We start from the raw sequence: 20,243 nt of genomic DNA on the forward strand, positions 1-20,243 counted from the left end.
CCGGTCAGACCTGGTAGCGGGACGGGGCGAAGAGGTCCGGGTTCGCGGCGATCCAGTCCGAGGTGCGCGACAGGCCCTCCGTCAGGGAGACCTGCGGCGTCCAGCCCGCCCAGTCCCGGGCGCGGGAGTTGTCCGACAGCAGGCGGTGGACCTCGCTGCCCGTCGGGCGGAGCCGGGACGGGTCCACCACGACCTGCGCGTCGCGGCCCGACGCCGCGATCAGCGCCCCCGCCAGGTCTCCGATCGAGATCTCCTCGCCCGTACCGAGGTTGACCACCTCGCCCAGCGCCCGGTCGCACTCCGCCACCGCGAGGAAGCCCTCCGCCGTGTCCGTCACGTACGTGAAGTCCCGCGTCGGGGACAGGGAGCCCAGGCGGATCTCCCGCGCCCCCGCGTGCAGCTGCGCCAGGATCGTCGGGATGACGGCCCGCGCCGACTGGCGGGGTCCGTACGTGTTGAACGGCCGGACCACCGTCACCGGCAGCTCGAAGGCGTGGTGGAAGGACAGCGCCATCATGTCCGCGCCGATCTTCGACGCCGAGTACGGGGACTGCGGCTGGAGCGGGTGCGATTCCGCAATCGGGGCCGTCAGCGCGGTGCCGTAGACCTCGCTCGTGGACGTGTGCACCAGCCGCCGCACCCCGTGCCGCCGGCAGGCCTCCGCCATGTTCTCCGTACCGGTCACGTTGGTCTGCACGTACGCGCCCGGCGAGGCGTAGCTGTACGGGATCCCGATCAGCGCCGCCAGGTGGAACACGGTGTCGCAGCCCTCCACCGCGTCGCTGACCCGTCCCGCGTCGCGGATGTCGCCCGCCCACATCTCGACCGGGCCGCCGGGGTCGGCGAGGTGGTGCGCCAGGTGGCCCTTCTCCGCGTACGGCTTGTAGTGGACGAAGGCGCGGACCCGGGCGCCCCGGGCCACCAGCAGGTCGACCAGGGTGGATCCGATGAACCCTTCGGCTCCGGTGACCAGGACCGTACGGCCGGCCCAGGGGTTCACGGTGTTCGTGTGGGTGTTCATATCCGCTCCAGGGTGGAAAGGGGGACGCCGGCCACGCGGAGGACCTCCGCCGCCAGCAGTTCGGCGGCCCGGGCGTGCGGGCCGGGTTCGGCGGCGCCGGCCATCGCGGCCAGCCGGGCCGGATCGGCCAGCAGCGGGCCGAGCAGCGCCGCCAGCCGGTCGGCGGTGGTCGCGGCGTCAGGCAGCAGCAGGCCCGCGCCCGCGTCGACGAGGACCCGGGCGTTGTGGGTCTGGTGGTCGCCGGGGGCGTACGGGTACGGGACGAGCAGGGCCGGGACCCCGGTCGCCGCCAGCTCCGCCACCGTGGCGGAGCCGGCCCGGCACACCACCAGGTCGGCGGCCGCGTACACGAGGTCCATCCGGTCCAGGTACGGCACGGCGCGGGCGACGCGCTGCCCGCCGCAGGCGGCGAGATCGGCGGCGGTGTCCGGCAGCGCCTTCGGACCCGTCTTGATCAGCATCTGGACGTCGTCGCGCCCCTGCCAGAGCCCGGCCAGCCCGACGGCGGCCGCGGTGAGCCGGGCGGCGCCCAGGCTGCCGCCGTTGAAGACGACCAGGCGGCGTCCGTCGGGTACGTGCAGGGCCCGCCGTGCCTCGGCGCGCAGGGCCGCCCGCTCCGGCCGGGTCAGGCCGGCCAGCCGGGCGAGGGCGGCCGAGATCGGCATTCCGGTGGTCAGCGCGTGCGCCCCGCCCGCCAGATGGGCCCGGCTGCGGTCGAAGGCCACCGCGATGTGCGGGGTGAGCCGTGCCGCGAACTGGTTGGCGCGGCCCGGCACCGCGTTGGACTCGTGGATGACGGCCGGCAGCCCCGCCATCCGCGCCCCCAGCACCGCCGGCGCGCTCGGGTAGCCGCCCATGCCCACGACGGCGTGCGCGCCCTGGGCCCGGATCACCGAGCGGGCCTGCCCCGCCGAGCGCAGGAGCGCGGCCGGGAGCAGATAGCGCTTCGCGCCGAGCGAGGGGTCGAAGGGGATCATGTCGACGGTGTGCAGGCGGTACCCGGCGCCCGGGATCAGCTCGGTCTCCAGGCCCCGCTCGGTCCCGATGAACGAGACCACGGCATCCGGGACGGCGGCGCGCAGCGCCTCGGCCAGGGCGAGCCCGGGGTAGATGTGGCCTCCGGTGCCGCCCGCGCCGATCACCACGGACAGGGGCCGGAGGGAGGTGCGTCGTGTGGTCATGGACGCAGACTCCCGGTGCGCCCTAAGAACGTTCTAAGAGGTTCTCTCAGAACCGTTTGGCAGGCTTTGCCCCATGAGCAGCACGAGCAGCACGAGCGGTACGGGCGGCACGGGCCCGCAGCGGATCCTGGTCGTGGACGACGAGCCCGAGGTACGGGCCGCCGTCCAGGACGGGCTGGCCGTCGAGGGGTACGAGGTACGGGGGGCCGGCGACGGGCTGGCCGCGCTGTCCGAGGTGGCCGGCTGGCAGCCGGACGCGGTGGTGCTCGACGTGATGATGCCCGTACTGGACGGGCTCGGGGTCTGCCGGCAGCTGCGCGCGATGGGCGACCGTACGCCCGTGCTCGTCCTGACCGCGCTGGACTCGGTGAGCGAGCGCGTCGACGGTCTGGAGGCGGGCGCCGACGACTACCTCGTCAAGCCGTTCGCGCTGGACGAGCTGGTGGCCCGGGTCCGGGCCCTGCTGCGGAGGGCCGCGCCCGATCCGGCCGACGCGGCGGTGCTCGCCTTCGCGGACCTCGTACTGGACCCGGGGACCCGCACCGGACGGCGCGGCGGGCGGCCGCTGGAGTTCAGCCGGACCGAGGCGGCGCTGCTGGAGCTGCTGCTGCGCCACCCCGGACAGGTGCTGCCGCGGGAGCTGATCCTGGAGCTGGTGTGGGGGCGGGACTTCGGACCGGACTCCAACTCCCTCGCCGTGTACGTCGGCTACCTGCGGCGGAAGCTGGAGGCCGGCGGCGAGCCGCGGCTGGTGCACACCGTCCACGGGGTCGGATACCGGCTGGGCCCGGCGTGAGCGCCGCCGCTAGGGGGCGGCGCCGGCTCGGCGCCGCCTGGCGCAGACGCCGGCCGCTGCGGACCCGCCTGGCGCTGGCGGTCACCTCGGCGGTGGCGCTGGTCGCGGTCGGGGTGTGCACGGCGGCCTTCTTCGTCGTGCGCGGCGCCCTGTACGAGCAGCTGAACCTGAGCCTGACCCAGTCCGCGCGGCTCGCTGCGCAGCGCAATCCCGACTCCGGGCCGGACACCCTGGCCGGGGAGTGCCGCTTCCTGGCGGCGCCCGCCTGCGCGGAGGTGGTGCCGGCCGACCCGGCGGACGATCCTGCCAAGCCCTACCTGCTGCCGGTGGACTCCGCGACGCGGGCGGTGGCGGCCGGGCGGCACGCGCCGTTCTACACGGACATCGTGCACGCCGGGCACCCGACGCGGATGCTCACCACCGACTACGCGAAGGGGCGGGCGCTCCAGGTCGCACTGCGGGCCGACGCCGTCGAGAAGGGGATCGAGGAGGCGGCCGGGTGGCTGGCCCTGATCGGCGCGGCCGGCGTGCTGGTGGCCGCCGGGCTCGGGTACTGGGTGTCGCGGACCGGCCTGGCCCCGGTGACCCGGCTCACGGCCACCGCCGAGCGGATCGCGGCGACGCGTGATCCCCGGCACCGGATCGACATGCCGCCGCCGGGGCCGCCGGGGCGGGAGGACGAGATCACGCGCCTGGCCGGGAGCTTCAACACCATGCTGGGCGAGCTGGAGCAGTCGGTCACGGCGCAACGGCGACTGGTCGCGGACGCCTCGCACGAGCTGCGGACCCCGCTGACGGCGCTGCGGACCAACGCGGAGCTGCTCGCGCGGGGGGAGCGGCTGACACCGGAGCAGCGCGAGCGGGCCTCGCTCGCGCTGGGCCGGCAGCTGCGGGAGGTGACGGGGCTGGTGAACGACCTGATCGAGCTGGCCCGGGACGAGGAGCCGCAGCCGCTGGTGGAGCAGGTACGGCTGGCCCCGCTGGTGGAGCACTGTGCGCAGGCGGCGCGGGCGCACCGGCCCTCGGTCCCGGTGCAGGTGCGCATCGTCGGGGAGGAGGCGGTGGTCGTGCCGGGCGTACCGGCGCGGCTGACCCGGCTCGTGTCGAACCTGCTGGACAACGCCGCGAAGTTCAGCCCCGCGGGGGCGCCGGTGGAGGTGGAGCTGGTGTCGCTGGGCGGCGCCGGCCGCGCCGAGCTGACCGTACGGGACCACGGTCCGGGCATCGCGGCGGAGGATCTGCCGTACGTCTTCGACCGCTTCTACCGGGCCGGGGCGGCCCGCGCCCTGCCGGGCTCGGGGCTGGGCCTGGCGATGGCCCGCCAGATCGCCCGGGCGCACTCCGCGGAGCTCGTGGCGGAGCCGGCACCGGGCGGCGGAGCCCTGTTCCGCCTGACGTTCTGATGTGGGCCCGCGCCGTCAGGGCGGGCTCGGCCGCGGGTCTGCGGGGGAGGTGGCGATGCGGGGCAGGGCGTACGGGTGGTGGGCCAGGAGCCAGCTGATCAGGCGCTCGCGGACCTGGCAGCGGACGGTCCAGATGTCCGTCGCGTCCTTCGCCGTGACCACCGCGCGGACCTGGATGGTGTGCGGGGTCGTGTCGGTGACCGCCAGGGTGCCGGTGCGGCCGTCCCACTCCGGGATCTCCTCCAGGATCGTCAGGAGCTGCTCCCGCATCAGGTCCAGCGGCGCGCTGTGGTCCAGGTGCCAGAAGACGGTCCCGGTCATCTGCGCGCCGCCGCGGGACCAGTTCTCGTACGGCTTCCCTGTGAAATACGACACGGGCATCGTGATGCGGCGCTCGTCCCAGGTGCGGACCACCAGAAAGGTCAGGGTGATCTCCTCGACCGTCCCCCACTCCTTGTCCACGACCACCGTGTCGCCGATCCGCACCGTGTCGCCGAAGGCGATCTGCAGTCCGGCGAACAGGTTGCCCAGCGAGGACTGGGCCGCGATGCCCGCCACGATGCCGAGCACGCCCGCCGAGGCCAGCACCGAGGCGCCGACCGCCCGCATCGGCGGGAACGTGAGCAGCATCGCCGCCACCGCGACCACCACGACCACCGCCGTGACCACCCGGTGGATCAGCGTCACCTGGGTGCGGACCCGCCGCACCCGCGCGTCGTCCGGGTTCTGCGCGGCGTAGCGGGCGTACGAGGCGTCCACGACCGCCGTCGCGATCCGCACCAGCAGCCATGCCGCCGAGCCGATCAGCACGAGGGTCAGGGCGTGGCCCACGGCGAAGACGTACTCCGGGCCGATCCCCATCCGCCGGTGGGATCCGTACAGCAGCGTCGCGCACAGCACGAGCTGGAACGGCAGCCGGCAGTGGCGCAGCAACCCCCACAGCGGGGTCTCGCTGTGCCGGGCGTCGGCGCGGCGCAGCAGCAGGTCCAGCAGCCATCCGGCCAGCAGGGTGACGACCAGGGCGCCGCCGACGACGGCGATCGGGCGCAGAACGGTGTCCGTGTCCATGCACCTCAACGTAGCCGCAGGCAGCGCTCGGGCCCTTCCCATCCGGCGAATGGCACGATGGGGTACATGAACATCGTGCTCTTCCATTCGACGTACGGGCTGCGGCCCGCGGTGCACGCGGCGGCCGACCGGCTGCGCGCGGCCGGTCACCAGGTCCAGGTGCCGGATCTCTTCGAGGGGCGCACCTTCGAGACCGTCGAGGAGGGCATGGCCCACCGGGACGAGATCGGCCGCGACGAGCTGCTGCGGCGCGCGGTGCTGGCCTCGGCCCCCCACTCCGACCAGGGCCTGGTCTACGCCGGCTTCTCCTTCGGCGGCTCCGTCGCCCAGCACCTCGCCCTGGCCGACGAGAAGGCGCGCGGGCTGCTGCTCCTGCACGGGACGGCGGACCTGGACGAGGACACCGCGGTCGACGAACTGCCGGTGCAGCTGCACATCGCGGACCCCGACCCGTTCGAGACGCACGACTGGCTGACGGCCTGGTACCTGCGGATGCAGCGCGCGGGCGCCGACGTGGAGGTGCACCGCTACCCGGGTGCCGGACACCTGTTCACGGACCCGGAGCTCGACGACTACGACGCGGAGGCCGCGGAGCAGACGTGGAAGGCGGCCATCGGCTTCCTCGACTCCCTGTAGGCGCAAAGGGTGAGGGGCGGGGCACGAACCGCGTGCCCCGCCCCTCACCGTTTCACGTCACGTGGTGACTAGCCGCGGTACGCGCTCCACATGCTCTTCATACGGGACACCTGGCCCGCGGTGAACTGGTACATGCACGAGTCGTACGTGTAGTCCATGAAGTTGTGGATCGGGTCGACGCCCGTCTTGTTGGTGCAGCTGTCACGGCCGGTCGGGCACTCGAACGCGGCGCTCTTCTCGGCCGGGGTGTCGGAGACGGAGTCGCCGCTGCCCGAGCAGCCGCCCTGGAAGGTGTGGTAGAGGCCCATCCAGTGGCCGACCTCGTGGGTGCCGGTGTCGCCCTCGTTGTAGTTGGCGGCGGAGCCGCCGGGCAGCGAGGTGTTGAGGATGACCACGCCGTCCATCTTGGGCTGCGAGGCGTAGGAGCTCGGGAAGGTCGCCCATCCGAGCAGGCCGCCGCCGAGGTTGGCGGTGTAGAGGTTGAGCGCGTTCGCGCCGCCCTTGCGCAGGGCGTTCTTCATGTCCTTCTCGGCCTGGGTGCCGTCCGAGACGTTGTACCAGGCGGCGTTGTCGGTGTAGTCGGTGGAGACCAGCGAGAACTGGTAGCCCGAGTCGACGTTGCCGGTGCCCTTGCCGCTGTAGGCGGAGTTGAGGACCGCGATCTGGTTGTTGATGTCCGTGGCGGTCAGCTTGCCGGCGGTGCCCGAGGTGATGACGTGGACGTACACCGGGATGGTCGTCGCGGCGGTGGCCTCGGCGGCGCGCATCTGGCGCTGCGGGCCCAGCTCGGCGCTCTTCTTGGCCAGGTCGGCGTCCATGGCCTTGACCTGGGCGTCCGTCACCTCGTTGGGGTCGGCCGCGCTCTTGTCCTTCGGGCGGGCGACACGGGCGTTGGCGGAGGCGCCGGCGGTGCCGGCGTCGGCACAGGCCTCGGCGCCGGTCTTGGGTGCCGCGGCCACGGTCGTGGGGACCGTGAGCGGGGCGAACGCCAGGGTTCCGGCCAGAACGGCCGTACCCATGAGGCGGCGGCGGAGCATGGGGGATATGCGGGCGGAAGCGCGCACGTTGACTCCTCGCGAAGCGTGGTGGGGGGTGAGGGTTTTCCTCACGCTGGCGCGAAGCTTATGTGTCCATGTCATGCACTGAGCAAGCCCTTTACGTAAAAGATTTGTTGCTTCTGATGCCGAAGGGGCGCCTGGTCTGCACCAGACGCCCCTCCGAGCAGCAGAATTGACATACTGTCAGAAGATGATCAGCTCACCGGCTGGTACGACCGCTCCACCTTCTGCGTGCCGTTCGCCGTGCGGTAGGAACGGGACCATGCGGTGGTGGCGGCCGGATTCCGCTTGTCGGACACCACGTAGTAGTCCATCTGGGAGCGCTCGGCCGTCACGTCCAGCACCCCGTAGCCGTGAGCGTCCATGTCCAGCCACTTCACGTGCCAGTTGGCGGCCTTGATCGCGGCCTCCGCTACGAGCGAGACGGTGTCCGCCGGCACGTGCAGGAGGTCGTCGATGTTGTCGGAGGTCACCGACGTCACCACGAACTCGGTGGCCGCCGTGCCCGACCCCGGGTACGTCGCCATGTTCATCGGGACCTCGTTCGCCCACGCCATGTGGATGTCACCCGTGAGGAAGACCGTGTTCTTGATCTTCTGGTCCTTGAGGTGGTTCAGCAGCTCCTTGCGGTCGTCCGTGTAGCCGTCCCACTGGTCCACGTTGATCGCGAGGCCGCCCTCGGGCAGGCCCAGCAGCTTCGCCAGCGGCGCCAGCAGGTGCGCGGGCAGCGAGCCGAAGGCGACCGGCGAGATCATCACCGAGGTCCCGACCAGCTTCCAGGTCGCGTTGGAGCTCGCGAGGCCCGACTTGAGCCAGTCCAGCTGGGCGCGCCCGGTGATGGTGCGCTCCGGGTCGTCGACCGCGCCGCTGCCTATCTTGGCCTGCTGGGAGCGGAAGGTGCGCAGGTCCAGCAGGTGCAGGTCGGCGAGGTTGCCGAAGCGCAGCCGCCGGTAGACGGTGCCGGCGGTCGAGGTGCGGACCGGCATCCACTCGAAGTACGCCTGCTTGGCGGCGGCCGCGCGGGCCGCCCAGTCGCCCTCGGCGCCCGGGGTGTGGTTCTCCGCACCGCCCGACCAGGCGTCGTTGGCGAACTCGTGGTCGTCCCATATCGCGACGATCGCGTGCGCGGCGTGCAGCGCCTGGAGGTCGGCGTCGGTCTTGTACGTGCCGTGCCGGGTCCGGTAGTCGGCGAGGGTGAGGATCTCGTGCTTCGGCTCGTGCGCGCGTACGACGTACTTCGCCTCGGGGTAGGCCCCGTTCGCGTACTCGTAGATGTAGTCGCCGAGGTGCAGGATCGCGTGCAGGTCGGTGCGGGCGGCCAGGTGGCGGTAGGCCGAGAACCAGCCGGACTCCCAGTTGGCGCAGGACACCACGCCGAAGCGGACCCCGGGCGTGCTCGCGTCGTGGCCCGGGGCGGTCAGGGTGCGCCCGACCGGGGAGACGGCGGCGCCCGCGGTGAACCGGTAGAAGTACGGGGTCTGCGGCCGCAGTCCGCGGACGTCCGCCTTGACCGTGTGGTCGGTGGCGGCGGTCGCGGTGACGGAGCCGCTCGCCGTGATCCGGGTGAAGGCCTTGTCCTCGGCGACCTCCCAGGTCACCTGGGTGGCCGGGCCGGCACCCGAGCCGGGAACGGCCTCGGGGGTCGGGGTGACGCGGGTCCACAGCAGGATCCCGTCGGGCAGCGGGTCGCCGGAGGCGACGCCGTGCAGGAAGGCGGGCCCGTTCGAGGCCGCCGACGCGGGGGAGGCACCCAGAGCGGCCGTCGCGAAGGGCACGAGGGCCGCCGTGGCCGCAGCGGCCTTGACGACCGTGCGGCGGCGCGGAGTTGCCGCAGTGGGGGAGGGGAGATGACTGGTCACGGACCGGCATATTACTGACGGGTATGGCCGGTGGTACACCCCTCGGAAAGCAACGGGCAGGCGAACTCTCGAAGTTCGCCCGCCCGTTGCCCGCTACCCCGTCCGGTACGTCCCGGTCCGGTCGATCAGCCCGCGATGGCCTTGTCGACCTCGGCCGTGAACTCCTCCGGGGTCATCTTGATCTCGATCTTCTTGCCGTCCATCTTCAGCGACGGCGTGCCCTGCAGACCGCTCTTGTCGAAGACCTTCGACATCTCGATCGCCCAGCGGTTGTAGGTGCCGTCCTCGACGGCCTTCTTGAACTCGGCGTTGCCCTTGAGCGCCGGCACCTGGTCCGCGATCTTCAGCAGGTAGTCGTCCTTGCCGAACTTGTCGTCGCGCTCCTCGGGGTGGTTCTCCTTGGAGTACAGGGCGCTCTTGTACTCCAGGAACGCCTCGGGGCTGACGTTCAGCGCCGCGCCCAGCGCGCTCAGCGCGTTCTTCGAACCGCTGCCGCCGAAGCCCTTGTCGAGGAAGGTGGCGCCGACGTACTGGATCTTGTACTTGCCGGCGTCGACGTCCTTCTTGATCTGCGGGCCCACGGTCTGCTCGAACTGGGAGCAGATCGGGCAGCGCGCGTCCTCGTAGAGCTCGAGGGTCTTCTTGGCGTCGGCCTTGCCTATGACGACCGTGGTGCCGTTGTCGCCCGCGGTGTTCTTCGGGGCGACCAGCGTCGCGTCGGCGGCCTTGTCCCACTCGCCCGGCTGGTTCGCCTGCACGACCGCGTAACCGACGCCGCCGGCCAGCGCCAGGACGGCGACGACGGCGCCGGCCACCAGCACCTGGCGGCGCGCCTTGTCCTTCTTCGCCTGCTTCTCGCGCTCGGCGCGCAGCCGCTCGCGGGCCGCGGCCTTGTTCGCCTGGCTGTTGCGTGAACTCATGGTGATCTCCGTGGGGTGTGGCTCGGGAAAAGGGGGACTGCCGTACGCGGGGTGGTCAGGCGCAGACGAGTGCGCCGCGTACGGGAGGTCCCCGGCGTCCCACGGAATGGGCGGGGAAGCGGGTCCGGGCCCCCGCGCCCGCGAAGGCGGGGCGCGGGATGCGCCGCACCGGGCCGAAAGCGGCCGCCGCGCAGGCGCCGGCCAGCAGCAGCGGCCGGAACGCGAAGGCGGCCACCGCGCGCAGCAGCTGGCCCAGCGCCCGTTCCCCGTACCGCAGCCAGGCCGCGGCGAGCAGCCCGACCGAGACGTGGGCGCCGAGCAGCAGCCACGGGGTCCAGGGTCCGGGCGAGGCCAGCAGGGCCACCGCGTCGGGGACGGCTCCGGGCACCTCGGCCAGCGGTCCGCCCAGCGGCGGCCCGCCGCACAGCGCGTCGAGGCCGAGCGCCCGCAGCGGCCCGGCGACGGGACCGCCGGCCGGGCCGTAGCAGACGTGCTGCCCGGCGGTGAAGACCGTGTCGGCGGCCAGCTCCAGCGGAACCAGGAGTGCGGCGATGGGGCCGAAGCCCCGCTCGCGGCCGGCCAGCGCGTACGTGAGCAGGAACACGCCGGCGAAGGCCCCGGCCACGAGGGCGGGGGGCAGCGGGACGCGGGACATCAGGACGTGCGAGCCGGCCGAGAGCAGCACGACGAGTGCGCTGAACAGCGCGGCCCGCAGCCCTCTCAGTCCTGCCCCGGATACGTCCATCGCCGCGAGTCTGCCACGAGTCCCTGTGAAGAGGGGTCCCAGGTCCCGGAACGGCCGGTTCCCACGACCCCCCTGCGGTCAGTGCATGATGCGGCCGTTGCGGAACAGGTCCACGAAGATCTGGTGGTCGGCGCGCGCCCGGGCCCCGTACGCGTGCGCGAAGTCGACCAGGAGCTCCGCGAAGCCCGCCTCGTCGGCGGCGATCGCCGCGTCGATGGCCCGCTCGGTGGAGAATGCCACCAGCGACTGCCCGCTCTCGGCCTCGTCGGCCGACGCGTGCATGGTCGCCGTGGCCCGGCCCAGGTCCGCGACGACGGCCGCGATCTCCTCCGGCTCGTCCAGGTCCGACCAGTCCAGGTCCACCGCGTACGGGGAGACCTCGGCCACCAGCTGGCCCGAGCCGTCCAGCTCGGTCCAGCCCAGCCACGGGTCGGCGTGCGCCTGGAGGGCGCGCTGGGAGATCACCGTGCGGTGCCCCTCGTGCCGGAAGTAGTCCCGCACGGCCCGGTCGGTGATGTGCCGGGACACGGCGGGGGTCTGCGCCTGCTTGAGGTAGATCACGACGTCGTTCTCCAGGGCGTCGCTGTGCCCCTCCAGCAGGATGTTGTACGAGGGCAGGCCGGCCGAGCCGATCCCGACGCCGCGGCGGCCCACCACGTCCTTGACCCGGTAGGAGTCGGGCCGGACCAGGGACTCGTCGGGCAGGGTCTCCAGGTACCCGTCGAAGGCGGCGAGCACCTTGTACCGGGTGGCCGCGTCCAGCTCGATCGAGCCCCCGCCGGAGGTGAAGCGGCGCTCGTAGTCGCGGATCTCGGTCATCGAGTCCAGCAGGGAGAAGCGGGTGCGGGAGCGGGCCGAGCGCAGGGCGCCCAGCAGGGGGCCCTCGGCGGTGTCCAGGGTGAAGGAGGGCACCTCCTCGTTCTTGGCGCCGGTGGCCAGGCGGTGGATCCGCTCGCGGTAGGCGCCCGCGTAGGTCCGCACCAGCTCGCTGATCTGCTCGTCGCTGAGCGCCTTCGTGTAGCCGATCAGGGCGACGGAGGCCGCGAACCGCTTGAGGTCCCAGGTGAAGGGGCCGACGTACGCCTCGTCGAAGTCGTTGACGTTGAAGATCAGGCGGCCGTTGGCGTCCATGTACGTGCCGAAGTTCTCGGCGTGCAGATCGCCGTGGATCCAGACCCGGCCGGTCCGCTCGTCCAGGTAGGGACCGCCGTGCCGGTCGCGCTCCAGGTCGGCGTAGAAGAGGCAGGCCGTGCCGCGGTAGAAGGCGAAGGCCGAAGCCGCCATCTTGCGGAATTTGACCTGGAAGGCCGCGGGGTCGGCGGCGAGCAGCTCACCGAATGCGGTGTCGAACACATCGAGTATCTGCTCGGCGCGCTGCTCGTTCGTCGTCTCGGGGACCGCCATGGCGGGTGCCTCCTGGTGGCGCGGGGTGGTTCGTTTTTCGGACAGGTGTCCTTGGGTCTGCAACGGATGAAGGTACCGGTCGGTGCCCGGTTCGTGTCACTCCACCGACGTAGACTTCGAGGCTGCCCCCCTCGTTCCCCCCGGAGGTCTGCCACCGTGACCAAGCCGCCCTTCACGCACCTGCACGTACACACCCAGTACTCGCTGCTGGACGGTGCCGCGCGGCTCAAGGACATGTTCGCCGCCTGCAACGAGATGGGCATGACGCACATCGCGATGTCCGACCACGGCAACCTGCACGGTGCGTACGACTTCTTCCACACCGCCCAGAAGGCCGGCATCACGCCGATCATCGGCATCGAGGCGTACGTGGCACCCGAGTCCCGGCGCAACAAGCGGCGCATCCAGTGGGGCCAGCCGCACCAGAAGCGCGACGACGTCTCCGGTTCCGGCGGCTACACGCACAAGACCATCTGGGCCTCGAACGCCACCGGGCTGCACAACATCTTCCGGCTGTCCTCCGACGCGTACGCCGAGGGCTGGCTCACGAAGTGGCCGCGGATGGACAAGGAGACCATCTCCAAGTGGTCCGAGGGCCTGATCGCCTCCACCGGCTGCCCGTCCGGCGAGGTGCAGACCAGGCTGCGCCTCGGCCAGTTCGACGAGGCCGTGCAGGCCGCCTCCGACTACAAGGACATCTTCGGCGAGGGCCGCTACTTCCTGGAGCTGATGGACCACGGCATCGAGATCGAGCGCCGGGTCCGCGACGGGCTGCTGGAGATCGGCAAGAAGCTCGGCATCCCGCCGCTGGTCACGAACGACTCGCACTACACGTACGCGAGCGAGGCCACCGCGCACGACGCCCTGCTCTGCATCCAGACGGGCAAGAACCTCTCGGACCCGGACCGCTTCCGCTTCGACGGCACCGGCTACTACCTCAAGTCGACCGACGAGATGTACGCGATCGACTCCTCGGACGCCTGGCAGGAGGGCTGCGCCAACACGCGGCTGGTCGCGGACCAGATCGACACCGAGGGCATGTTCAAGTTCCGGAACCTGATGCCGAAGTTCGACATCCCGGAGGGCCACACCGAGGTCAGCTGGTTCCGCGAGGAGACCATGCGCGGCATGCACCGCCGCTACCCCGGGGGCATCCCGGACGACCGGATGCAGCAGGCCGAGTACGAGATGGACACCATCATCTCGATGGGCTTCCCGGGCTACTTCCTCGTGGTCGCCGACTTCATCATGTGGGCCAAGAACCAGGGCATCGCGGTGGGCCCGGGCCGAGGCTCCGCGGCCGGTTCGATCGTCGCGTACGCCATGGGCATCACCGACCTCGACCCCCTCACCCACGGCCTGATCTTCGAGCGGTTCCTGAACCCCGAGCGCGTCTCCATGCCCGATGTCGACATCGACTTCGACGAGCGCCGGCGCGTCGAGGTGATCAGGTACGTGACCGAGAAGTACGGCGCCGACAAGGTCGCCATGATCGGCACGTACGGCACGATCAAGGCCAAGAACGCGATCAAGGACTCCGCGCGCGTCCTGGGCTACCCGTACGCCATGGGCGACCGGCTCACCAAGGCCATGCCCGCCGACGTCCTCGGCAAGGGCATCCCCCTCTCCGGCATCCTCGACCCGCAGCACCCCCGCTACGGCGAGGCCGGCGAGATCCGCGGGATGTACGAGAACGAACCCGACGTGAAGAAGGTCATCGACACCGCCCGCGGCGTGGAGGGCCTGGTCCGCCAGATGGGCGTGCACGCCGCCGGCGTGATCATGTCCAGCGAGACGATCACCGACCACGTGCCCGTCTGGGTGCGGCACACCGACGGCGTCACCATCACCCAGTGGGACTACCCGAGCTGCGAGTCGCTCGGCCTGCTGAAGATGGACTTCCTCGGCCTGCGCAACCTCACGATCATGGACGACGCCGTCAAGATGGTGAAGGCCAACAAGGGGATCGACATCGATCTCCTGGCCCTTCCGCTCGACGACCCCAAGACCTTCGAACTGCTCGGCCGCGGCGACACCCTCGGCGTCTTCCAGTTCGACGGCGGCCCCATGCGCTCCCTGCTGCGCCTGATGAAGCCCGACAACTTCGAGGACATCTCCGCCGTCTCGGCCCTGTACCGGCCGGGCCCGATGGGCATGAACTCGCACACGAACTACGCCCTGCGCAAGAACAAGCAGCAGGAGATCACCCCGATCCACCCGGAGCTGGAGGGGCCGCTCGAAGAGGTGCTCGCGGTCACCTACGGCCTGATCGTCTACCAGGAGCAGGTCCAGAAGGCCGCCCAGATCATCGCCGGGTACTCGCTCGGCGAGGCCGACATCCTGCGCCGCGTGATGGGCAAGAAGAAGCCCGAGGAACTGGCGAAGAACTTCGTCATCTTCGAGGAGGGCGCCAAGAAGAAGGGCTTCAGCGACGCGGCGATCAAGGCCCTCTGGGACGTCCTGGTCCCCTTCGCCGGCTACGCCTTCAACAAGGCCCACTCGGCCGCGTACGGCCTGGTCTCCTACTGGACCGCCTACCTCAAGGCGAACTTCCCGGCCGAGTACATGGCGGGCCTGCTCACCTCGGTCAAGGACGACAAGGACAAGTCCGCGATCTACCTGAACGAGTGCCGGCGCATGGGCATCAAGGTGCTCCCGCCGAACGTCAACGAGTCCGAGCCGAACTTCGCGGCCCAGGGCGACGACGTGATCCTCTTCGGCCTCACCGCGGTGCGCAACGTCGGCCAGAACGTCGTCGAGTCGATCATCAAGACCAGGAAGGCCAAGGGGAAGTACTCCACCTTCCCCGACTTCCTGGACAAGGTCGAGGCCGTCGTCTGCAACAAGCGCACCGTCGAATCGCTGATCAAGGCCGGCGCCTTCGACGAGATGGGCCACACCCGCAAGGGCCTGGTCGCCCACCACGAACCGATGATCGACAACGTGGTCGCGGTCAAGCGCAAGGAGGCCGAGGGACAGTTCGACCTCTTCGGCGCAATGGGTGACGAGGGCGCGAGCGACGAGCCCGGCTTCGGGCTCGACGTCGAGTTCTCCGACGTGGAGTGGGAGAAGTCCTACCTGCTCGCCCAGGAGCGCGAGATGCTCGGCCTCTACGTCTCCGACCACCCGCTCTTCGGCCTGGAGCACGTCCTGTCCGACAAGACGGACGCCGGCATCTCCCAGCTGACCGGCGGAGAGCACTCCGACGGCGCCGTCGTCACCATCGGCGGCATCATCTCGGGCCTCCAGCGCAAGATGACCAAGCAGGGCAACGCCTGGGCCATCGCCACCGTCGAGGACCTCGCCGGATCCATCGAGTGCATGTTCTTCCCCGCGACCTACCAGCTCGTCTCCACGCAGCTGGTCGAGGACACCGTCGTCTTCGTCAAGGGCCGCCTCGACAAGCGCGAGGACGTCCCCCGGCTCGTCGCCATGGAGATGATGGTCCCCGACCTCTCCTCCGCCGGGACGAACGCACCCGTCGTCCTCACCATCCCCACAGTCAAGGTCACGCCTCCGATGGTCACCCGGTTGGGCGAGATCCTGCGGCACCACAGGGGCAACACCGAGGTCCGCATCAAGCTCCAGGGGCCGCGCTCCACCACCGTGCTGCGCCTCGACAAGCACCGGGTGCAGCCCGACCCGGCGCTCTTCGGCGACCTCAAGGTGCTCCTCGGACCGTCCTGTCTGGCCGGATAACGCCGGTAGCGCCGGTCGCGGGGGCCCGCGTACGGGCCCGCACCCGTAGCCCAACGTGAAGAAGGGCGCGCCCGGAGCTCCGGGCGCGCCCTCGTGCGTGCTGCTCGCGGAGGCGTCAGTTGTGGCCGAACTTCTTCTGCTTGCCCTTGCGAGCCATGTCCATCGGACTCGGGGAGCCGCTCGAGGGCTCGGACACCGATTCCGTCGAGGTCTTCGCCGGATCCTGCGACGACGAGCGGGACTGCTGCTTCTGTTCGTGCTGGCGGTTCTTGTTCTTGGCCATGGTGGAGCCTCCGTGAGGGTCTAGGGGCCAGGACCGCCTTCACCCTCACACGGCGCCACAAACCGCGCATTTTGGATCTTTACTGCGTGTAGCCGGCCGCCCCTCCTCCCGGTGCCCGGGAAACATCCGCCACGCCGATGATCGAGTTCCGGCCGTCAACACCCTTGCGGTCGGGCAGACTCGGGGAACCCGCGACAAACACAGGGAATCCCCAGGGAAGAGGGTGGTACGCGTGGACCGCTGCGTCGTCCTGGTGGACGCCGGCTATCTGCTGGGCGCCGCCGCCAGTCTTCTCGCCGGGGAGCCCTCCCGCTCCCGCATCACCGTCGACCATGCCGCCCTCATCCAGGGCCTGCGCGAGCGCGCCCAGGCCGACACCGAGCAGCCCCTGCTGCGCATCTACTGGTTCGACGGCGCACCCGACCGGGTGCCGCAGCCCGAGCACCGGCGGCTGCGCGTCATGCCCCGCGTCACCGTCCGCCTCGGCGCCCTGACCCGAAGCGACGGCCGCTGGGCGCAGAAGGGCGTGGACGCCGCCATGCACGCCGAGCTCACCGAGCTCGCCCGCAACCGGGCCTGCTCCGACGTCGTCCTCGTCACGGGCGACGGGGACCTGCTGCCCGGCCTGATGTCCGCCAAGGAACACGGGGTCGCGGTCCACCTGTGGGCCGTCCAGGCCGCCGACGGCGACTACAACCAGTCCGAGGACCTCGTCGCCGAGGCCGACGAGCGCCGCGTCCTGGACCGGGCCTGGATCACCCGGGCCGTCCGCGCCAAGGACCTCGCCGGACTGTGCGCCCCGCCGCCCGCGCCGCGCCCCGAGATCGCCGCCATCCTCTCCGCCCCGCTGCCCGAGGCGGCCCTCGCCGAGGCCGCCCGCAGCGCCGGCGCCAACGGATCCGCGGCCCCCGCCCCCGCCGAGCCCGAGGCGAGCGGCGCCCCCGTGCCCGCCCCCGCCGCCGGGGGCAAGACCGTACCCACCCCCAAGGACCTCGCCGGCTCGCTGCGCGCCCCCGGCCAGCAGCAGCCCGGCACCGCGAGCCACGCCGGCGCCCCGACCCCGGCCGGCAGCGCCCTGCGCTGGTCCTCCGACAAGGGCTGGATCGACCGGGCCGGCCCGCTGGGCGAGCCCGCCGAGACCGCCTCCCTGCCCACCCTCGCCCAGCTCACCAGCGCCGAGCAGCGCTGGGCGGACCGCGAGGAGGACATCACCACCGTCGGCGGAGACCCCTTCGAGGTCGGCCAGGTGTTCGCCCGGCGGTGGATGGAACGCCTCCCGGAAACCGTCCACCTGCAGAAGCTCGCCACGATGTACCCGCGCATCCCGCACCGCATCGACGGCGAGCTGCTGCGCTACGCGGCCCGGTTCGGGCTGCTCGCGCACAAGGACGACCAGATCGACGAACACGACCGCTACGCCATCCGGGCCGGGTTCTGGCGGGAGATCGACGTCCGCGCGGCCGCCGAGCACGTCGCCGGCACCTCCTCCGCCGTACCCGCGGGACCGACGCCGCCGGGGGCCGAGTAGCGGCGGCGGGCAGCGCGTCGGGACACCTCCCGGCGGTGGCCGGACGAAAGCCGCGTAGGCTGCTCCCTCGTGAGTACGGGCACAGCAGCAGCACAACCGAACACGGCAGTGGCCGCGGACGCGGCTTCGGACGTGGTCTGCGCGGTGCGTGACCTGGTCAAGACGTATCCCGCGGTACGCGGCCGGCGCGGGGCTCCCGCCCTGCCCGAGACCCGGGCCACCGACGGGGTCTGCCTGGACGTACGGCGCGGCGAGATCTTCGGCCTGCTCGGCCCCAACGGCGCCGGCAAGTCCACCCTGGTGCGCCAGCTCACCGGCCTGATGCGGCCCGACTCCGGCTCCGTGACCCTGCTCGGCCACGACCTCGTACGCCACCCCGAGCGGGCGGCCCGGCTGCTCGCCTACCTGGGGCAGGAGTCCACCGCCCTCGACGAGCTCACGGTGGCGCTGGCCGCCGAGACCACCGGACGGCTGCGCGGACTCGGCGCCCGCCCGGCGCGCGCCGAGCGGGACGCCGTACTGGAGGAACTCGGACTGACCGCGATCGCCGGGCGGCCCCTGAAGAAGCTCTCCGGCGGACAGCGGCGCCTGGCCTGCTTCGCCGCCGCACTGGTCGGGGAGCGGCCCGTGCTCGTCCTCGACGAGCCCACCACCGGCATGGACCCGGTCGCCCGGCGGGCCGTGTGGGCTGCCGTGGACCGGCGGCGCGCGCAGCACGGGGCCACCGTCCTGCTCGTCACGCACAACGTCATCGAGGCCGAGACCGTCCTGGACCGGGTCGCCGTCATCGACCAGGGCCGGGTCATCGCCTGCGACTCCCCGGCCGGACTGAAGGCCAGGGTCTCCGGTGAGGTCCGGCTGGAGCTGGTGTGGCGCGAACGCGCCCCGCTGGACGTGCCCGAGGTCGCGCGGCTGCGCGCGGACGCCGTCGAATCGGGACGCCGGTGGGTGCTGCGGCTGGCGCCGGACGAGGCGCGGGCCGCGGTGGCCGCCGTCACCGGGGGTCCCGCCTTCGCCGCACTCGACGACTTCACGCTGGCGACCCCGAGCCTGGAGGACGTCTACCTCGCGCTGGGCGGGCGTACCGCGAAGGGTCTGGTGAAGTCGTGAGCACGACCGCCGCAGGGGTGCTGGCACCACGGGCGCGGCTGCTGCCCGCGCTGGCCGCCGTGTACCGGGCGCAGCTGTCCCGGGCCCGGGTGGCGCGGATCCCGCTGCTGTTCGTGGCCACCTTCCAGTCGGTCGGGATCATGATCCTGATGCGGGGCGTGGTCGACGGGGGCTCGGAGGCCCGGGCCGTCGTCGCCGGCTCGTCCGTACTGGTCGTCGCCTTCGTCGCGCTCAACCTGCTCGCGCAGTACTTCGGGCAGCTGCGGGCCGGCGGCGGGCTCGACCACTACGCCACGCTGCCCGTGCCGCCGGCCTCGGTGGTGCTGGGCGCGGCGGCCGCGTACGCCTCCTTCACGCTGCCGGGCACGCTGGTGACGGCGGTGTTCGGGTGCCTGCTGTTCGGGCTGCCGATGAGCGGGCTGTGGATCCTGGCCGCGGTGGTGCCGCTGGCCGGAGCCGCGCTGGCCGGGCTGGGCGCGGCGCTCGGGCTGCTGGCGCCGCGGCAGGAGCTGGCCACGCTGGCCGGGCAGCTCGGCATGTCGGCGGCGCTGCTGCTGGGGGTGCTGCCGCCCGAGCGGATGCCGGACGTGATCGTGTGGGCGCGGGACCTGCTGCCGTCGACGTACGGGGTCGAGGCGTTCGCGCGGACCTTCGCCCCGCATCCGGACTGGGCGGCGGTCGGGCTGGACCTCGGGGTGTGCGGGGTGGTGGGGGTGCTCTCGCTGGCCGTGGCGACGTGGGCGTACCGGCGGGCGGCCGTCCGCTGAAGAGGCCGTCCGCCCCGGCGGCGGTCCTGCTGATGTCGACGCCGCCGGCACCTGGCACGATGTGGGGGTGACCGAAGCCGTGACCACGCCCTCCCCGCACGAACCGCCGCTGCCGCCCGAGAAGCCGGGCGGCTCCGCCGGGGGCATCACCCCGGCGGACATCCGCGACGGGGCCGCCACGGCCCTGCTGACCGGGGTGGCCGGTGTGCTGCTCGGCGTGCTGTGGGCGTGGCTGGCGCCGAAGGCCCAGTACGTCTCGAACGGCGAGGCCGTCTTCCTGAAGAACTCCGAGAGCGAGGCCCGGATCGGGGCCGACGGGACGTTCTTCCTGCTGTCGCTGGGGTTCGGCGTGCTGAGCGCGGTGCTCGTGTTCCTGTGGCGGCGCCGCGGCGGTGTCCCGCTGGTCGTCGGGCTGGTGGTCGGATCCTGCTTCGCCTCGCTGGTCGGCTGGCGGCTGGGGCTGTGGCTCGGGCCGTCCGCGGACGTGGCCGCCGCGGCGGTGAAGGCGGGGAAGGGCGTGGCCTTCGACGCCCCGCTGCAGCTGCTGGCGCTGGGGGTGCTGCTGGTCTGGCCGATGGTCGCCGTGGCCGTCCACCTCGGCCTGACGGCCCTGTGGACCCCGCACGACCCGGACCCGTCCGAGGACGCGGACTGGGGGGTCTACCCCCCGCCCCACGTGCACTCGGCCCCGTCGGACCCGGCCGCACCGGCCGCGCCGTCCGCACCGGAGCCCCCGCGGGCCTGACCGTCGGCCGCGGCGGAGCG

17 protein-coding genes are annotated in these 20,243 nt (G+C 72.1%); 8 read left to right on the forward strand and 9 right to left on the reverse strand.

Going from position 1 to position 20,243, the window contains the following annotated elements:
- Positions 1-4 precede the first annotated feature (4 nt).
- On the reverse strand, positions 5-1,021 hold the full coding sequence (locus tag ACFY1T_RS07465; RefSeq protein ID WP_390787351.1) for an SDR family NAD(P)-dependent oxidoreductase: 1,017 nt from the start codon (positions 1,019-1,021) through the stop codon (positions 5-7).
- Positions 1,018-2,202 carry a glycosyltransferase gene (locus tag ACFY1T_RS07470; RefSeq protein WP_390787352.1) on the reverse strand — a complete coding sequence of 395 codons (1,185 nt, stop codon included), beginning with the start codon at positions 2,200-2,202 and terminating at the stop codon, positions 1,018-1,020. Before ACFY1T_RS07470 ends, ACFY1T_RS07465 begins: the two co-directional genes overlap by 4 nt.
- Before the next feature lie 73 nt (positions 2,203-2,275).
- On the opposite strand from ACFY1T_RS07470, the gene ACFY1T_RS07475 reads away from it, so the two are divergent.
- Both ACFY1T_RS07475 and ACFY1T_RS07480 read left to right on the forward strand, forming a co-directional pair.
- Complete coding sequence (locus tag ACFY1T_RS07475; protein ID WP_390787353.1) at positions 2,276-2,998, forward strand: response regulator transcription factor; 723 nt, start codon at positions 2,276-2,278, stop codon at positions 2,996-2,998.
- A complete protein-coding gene (locus ACFY1T_RS07480; protein ID WP_390787354.1) occupies positions 2,995-4,401 on the forward strand; it encodes a sensor histidine kinase in 1,407 nt (468 codons plus the stop codon). The genes ACFY1T_RS07475 and ACFY1T_RS07480 overlap by 4 nt, the downstream gene beginning before the upstream one ends.
- Before the next feature lie 15 nt (positions 4,402-4,416).
- On the opposite strand, the gene ACFY1T_RS07485 is transcribed toward ACFY1T_RS07480, so the two are convergent.
- Positions 4,417-5,469 carry a mechanosensitive ion channel family protein gene (locus tag ACFY1T_RS07485; RefSeq protein WP_390787355.1) on the reverse strand — a complete coding sequence of 351 codons (1,053 nt, stop codon included), beginning with the start codon at positions 5,467-5,469 and terminating at the stop codon, positions 4,417-4,419.
- Between the two features lie 57 nt (positions 5,470-5,526).
- On the opposite strand from ACFY1T_RS07485, the gene ACFY1T_RS07490 reads away from it, so the two are divergent.
- Complete coding sequence (locus tag ACFY1T_RS07490; protein WP_390787356.1) at positions 5,527-6,105, forward strand: dienelactone hydrolase family protein; 579 nt, start codon at positions 5,527-5,529, stop codon at positions 6,103-6,105.
- Between the two features lie 68 nt (positions 6,106-6,173).
- On the opposite strand, the gene ACFY1T_RS07495 is transcribed toward ACFY1T_RS07490, so the two are convergent.
- The 5 genes from ACFY1T_RS07495 to ACFY1T_RS07515 form a co-directional block, all read right to left on the reverse strand.
- Positions 6,174-7,124 carry a zinc metalloprotease gene (locus ACFY1T_RS07495; protein WP_229345486.1) on the reverse strand — a complete coding sequence of 317 codons (951 nt, stop codon included), beginning with the start codon at positions 7,122-7,124 and terminating at the stop codon, positions 6,174-6,176.
- A gap of 233 nt (positions 7,125-7,357) precedes the next feature.
- Entirely contained in the window at positions 7,358-9,022 is a 1,665-nt protein-coding gene (locus ACFY1T_RS07500; RefSeq protein WP_390787357.1) for an alkaline phosphatase D family protein, read from the reverse strand.
- A 125-nt stretch (positions 9,023-9,147) separates the two neighbouring features.
- Complete coding sequence (locus tag ACFY1T_RS07505) at positions 9,148-9,942, reverse strand: DsbA family protein (protein WP_390787358.1); 795 nt, start codon at positions 9,940-9,942, stop codon at positions 9,148-9,150.
- Between the two features lie 55 nt (positions 9,943-9,997).
- On the reverse strand, positions 9,998-10,687 hold the full coding sequence (locus ACFY1T_RS07510) for a hypothetical protein (RefSeq protein ID WP_390787359.1): 690 nt from the start codon (positions 10,685-10,687) through the stop codon (positions 9,998-10,000).
- A gap of 78 nt (positions 10,688-10,765) precedes the next feature.
- Complete coding sequence (locus ACFY1T_RS07515; RefSeq protein ID WP_390787360.1) at positions 10,766-12,091, reverse strand: DUF2252 domain-containing protein; 1,326 nt, start codon at positions 12,089-12,091, stop codon at positions 10,766-10,768.
- 156 nt (positions 12,092-12,247) lie between these two features.
- On the opposite strand from ACFY1T_RS07515, the gene dnaE reads away from it, so the two are divergent.
- The gene (dnaE, locus tag ACFY1T_RS07520; protein ID WP_390787361.1) at positions 12,248-15,790 is read left to right on the forward strand and encodes a DNA polymerase III subunit alpha; all 3,543 of its coding nucleotides are present in this window, start codon (positions 12,248-12,250) and stop codon (positions 15,788-15,790) included.
- Positions 15,791-15,905: 115 nt separating this feature from the next.
- Here the strand turns inward: dnaE and ACFY1T_RS07525 are convergent, their stop codons facing one another.
- Positions 15,906-16,073, reverse strand: a complete 168-nt coding sequence (locus tag ACFY1T_RS07525) for a hypothetical protein (RefSeq protein ID WP_390787362.1) — start codon at positions 16,071-16,073, stop codon at positions 15,906-15,908.
- Positions 16,074-16,296: 223 nt separating this feature from the next.
- On the opposite strand from ACFY1T_RS07525, the gene ACFY1T_RS07530 reads away from it, so the two are divergent.
- The 4 genes from ACFY1T_RS07530 (at position 16,297) to ACFY1T_RS07545 (ending at position 20,223) form a co-directional block, all read left to right on the forward strand.
- Complete coding sequence (locus tag ACFY1T_RS07530) at positions 16,297-17,601, forward strand: NYN domain-containing protein (protein WP_390787363.1); 1,305 nt, start codon at positions 16,297-16,299, stop codon at positions 17,599-17,601.
- A 108-nt stretch (positions 17,602-17,709) separates the two neighbouring features.
- Positions 17,710-18,711, forward strand: a complete 1,002-nt coding sequence (locus tag ACFY1T_RS07535; RefSeq protein WP_390787441.1) for an ABC transporter ATP-binding protein — start codon at positions 17,710-17,712, stop codon at positions 18,709-18,711.
- Positions 18,708-19,478 carry an ABC transporter permease gene (locus ACFY1T_RS07540; protein WP_390787364.1) on the forward strand — a complete coding sequence of 257 codons (771 nt, stop codon included), beginning with the start codon at positions 18,708-18,710 and terminating at the stop codon, positions 19,476-19,478. Before ACFY1T_RS07535 ends, ACFY1T_RS07540 begins: the two co-directional genes overlap by 4 nt.
- A gap of 61 nt (positions 19,479-19,539) precedes the next feature.
- Positions 19,540-20,223: a hypothetical protein gene (locus ACFY1T_RS07545; RefSeq protein ID WP_390787365.1), complete on the forward strand. Its 684-nt coding sequence runs from the start codon at positions 19,540-19,542 to the stop codon at positions 20,221-20,223.
- The last annotated feature ends 20 nt before the right edge of the window (positions 20,224-20,243 follow it).

This window comes from Streptomyces sp. NPDC001194 (genome assembly GCF_042896985.1).
In the GTDB taxonomy this organism is placed as follows: Bacteria; Actinomycetota; Actinomycetes; order Streptomycetales; family Streptomycetaceae; genus Streptomyces.

Bases quoted from the DNA above. Each gene is read 5' to 3' on its own strand.
- ACFY1T_RS07525 (WP_390787362.1), bottom strand. From the start codon at position 16,073: ATGGCCAAGAACAAGAACCGCCAGCACGAACAGAAGCAGCAGTCCCGC.
- ACFY1T_RS07515 (WP_390787360.1), bottom strand. From the start codon at position 12,091: ATGGCGGTCCCCGAGACGACGAACGAGCAGCGCGCCGAGCAGATACTC.
- ACFY1T_RS07495 (WP_229345486.1), bottom strand. From the start codon at position 7,124: ATGGGTACGGCCGTTCTGGCCGGAACCCTGGCGTTCGCCCCGCTCACG.
- ACFY1T_RS07465 (WP_390787351.1), bottom strand. From the start codon at position 1,021: ATGAACACCCACACGAACACCGTGAACCCCTGGGCCGGCCGTACGGTC.
- ACFY1T_RS07490 (WP_390787356.1), top strand. From the start codon at position 5,527: ATGGGGTACATGAACATCGTGCTCTTCCATTCGACGTACGGGCTGCGG.
- ACFY1T_RS07505 (WP_390787358.1), bottom strand. From the start codon at position 9,942: ATGAGTTCACGCAACAGCCAGGCGAACAAGGCCGCGGCCCGCGAGCGG.
- ACFY1T_RS07475 (WP_390787353.1), top strand. From the start codon at position 2,276: ATGAGCAGCACGAGCAGCACGAGCGGTACGGGCGGCACGGGCCCGCAG.
- ACFY1T_RS07470 (WP_390787352.1), bottom strand. From the start codon at position 2,202: ATGACCACACGACGCACCTCCCTCCGGCCCCTGTCCGTGGTGATCGGC.
- ACFY1T_RS07485 (WP_390787355.1), bottom strand. From the start codon at position 5,469: ATGGACACGGACACCGTTCTGCGCCCGATCGCCGTCGTCGGCGGCGCC.
- ACFY1T_RS07510 (WP_390787359.1), bottom strand. From the start codon at position 10,687: ATGGACGTATCCGGGGCAGGACTGAGAGGGCTGCGGGCCGCGCTGTTC.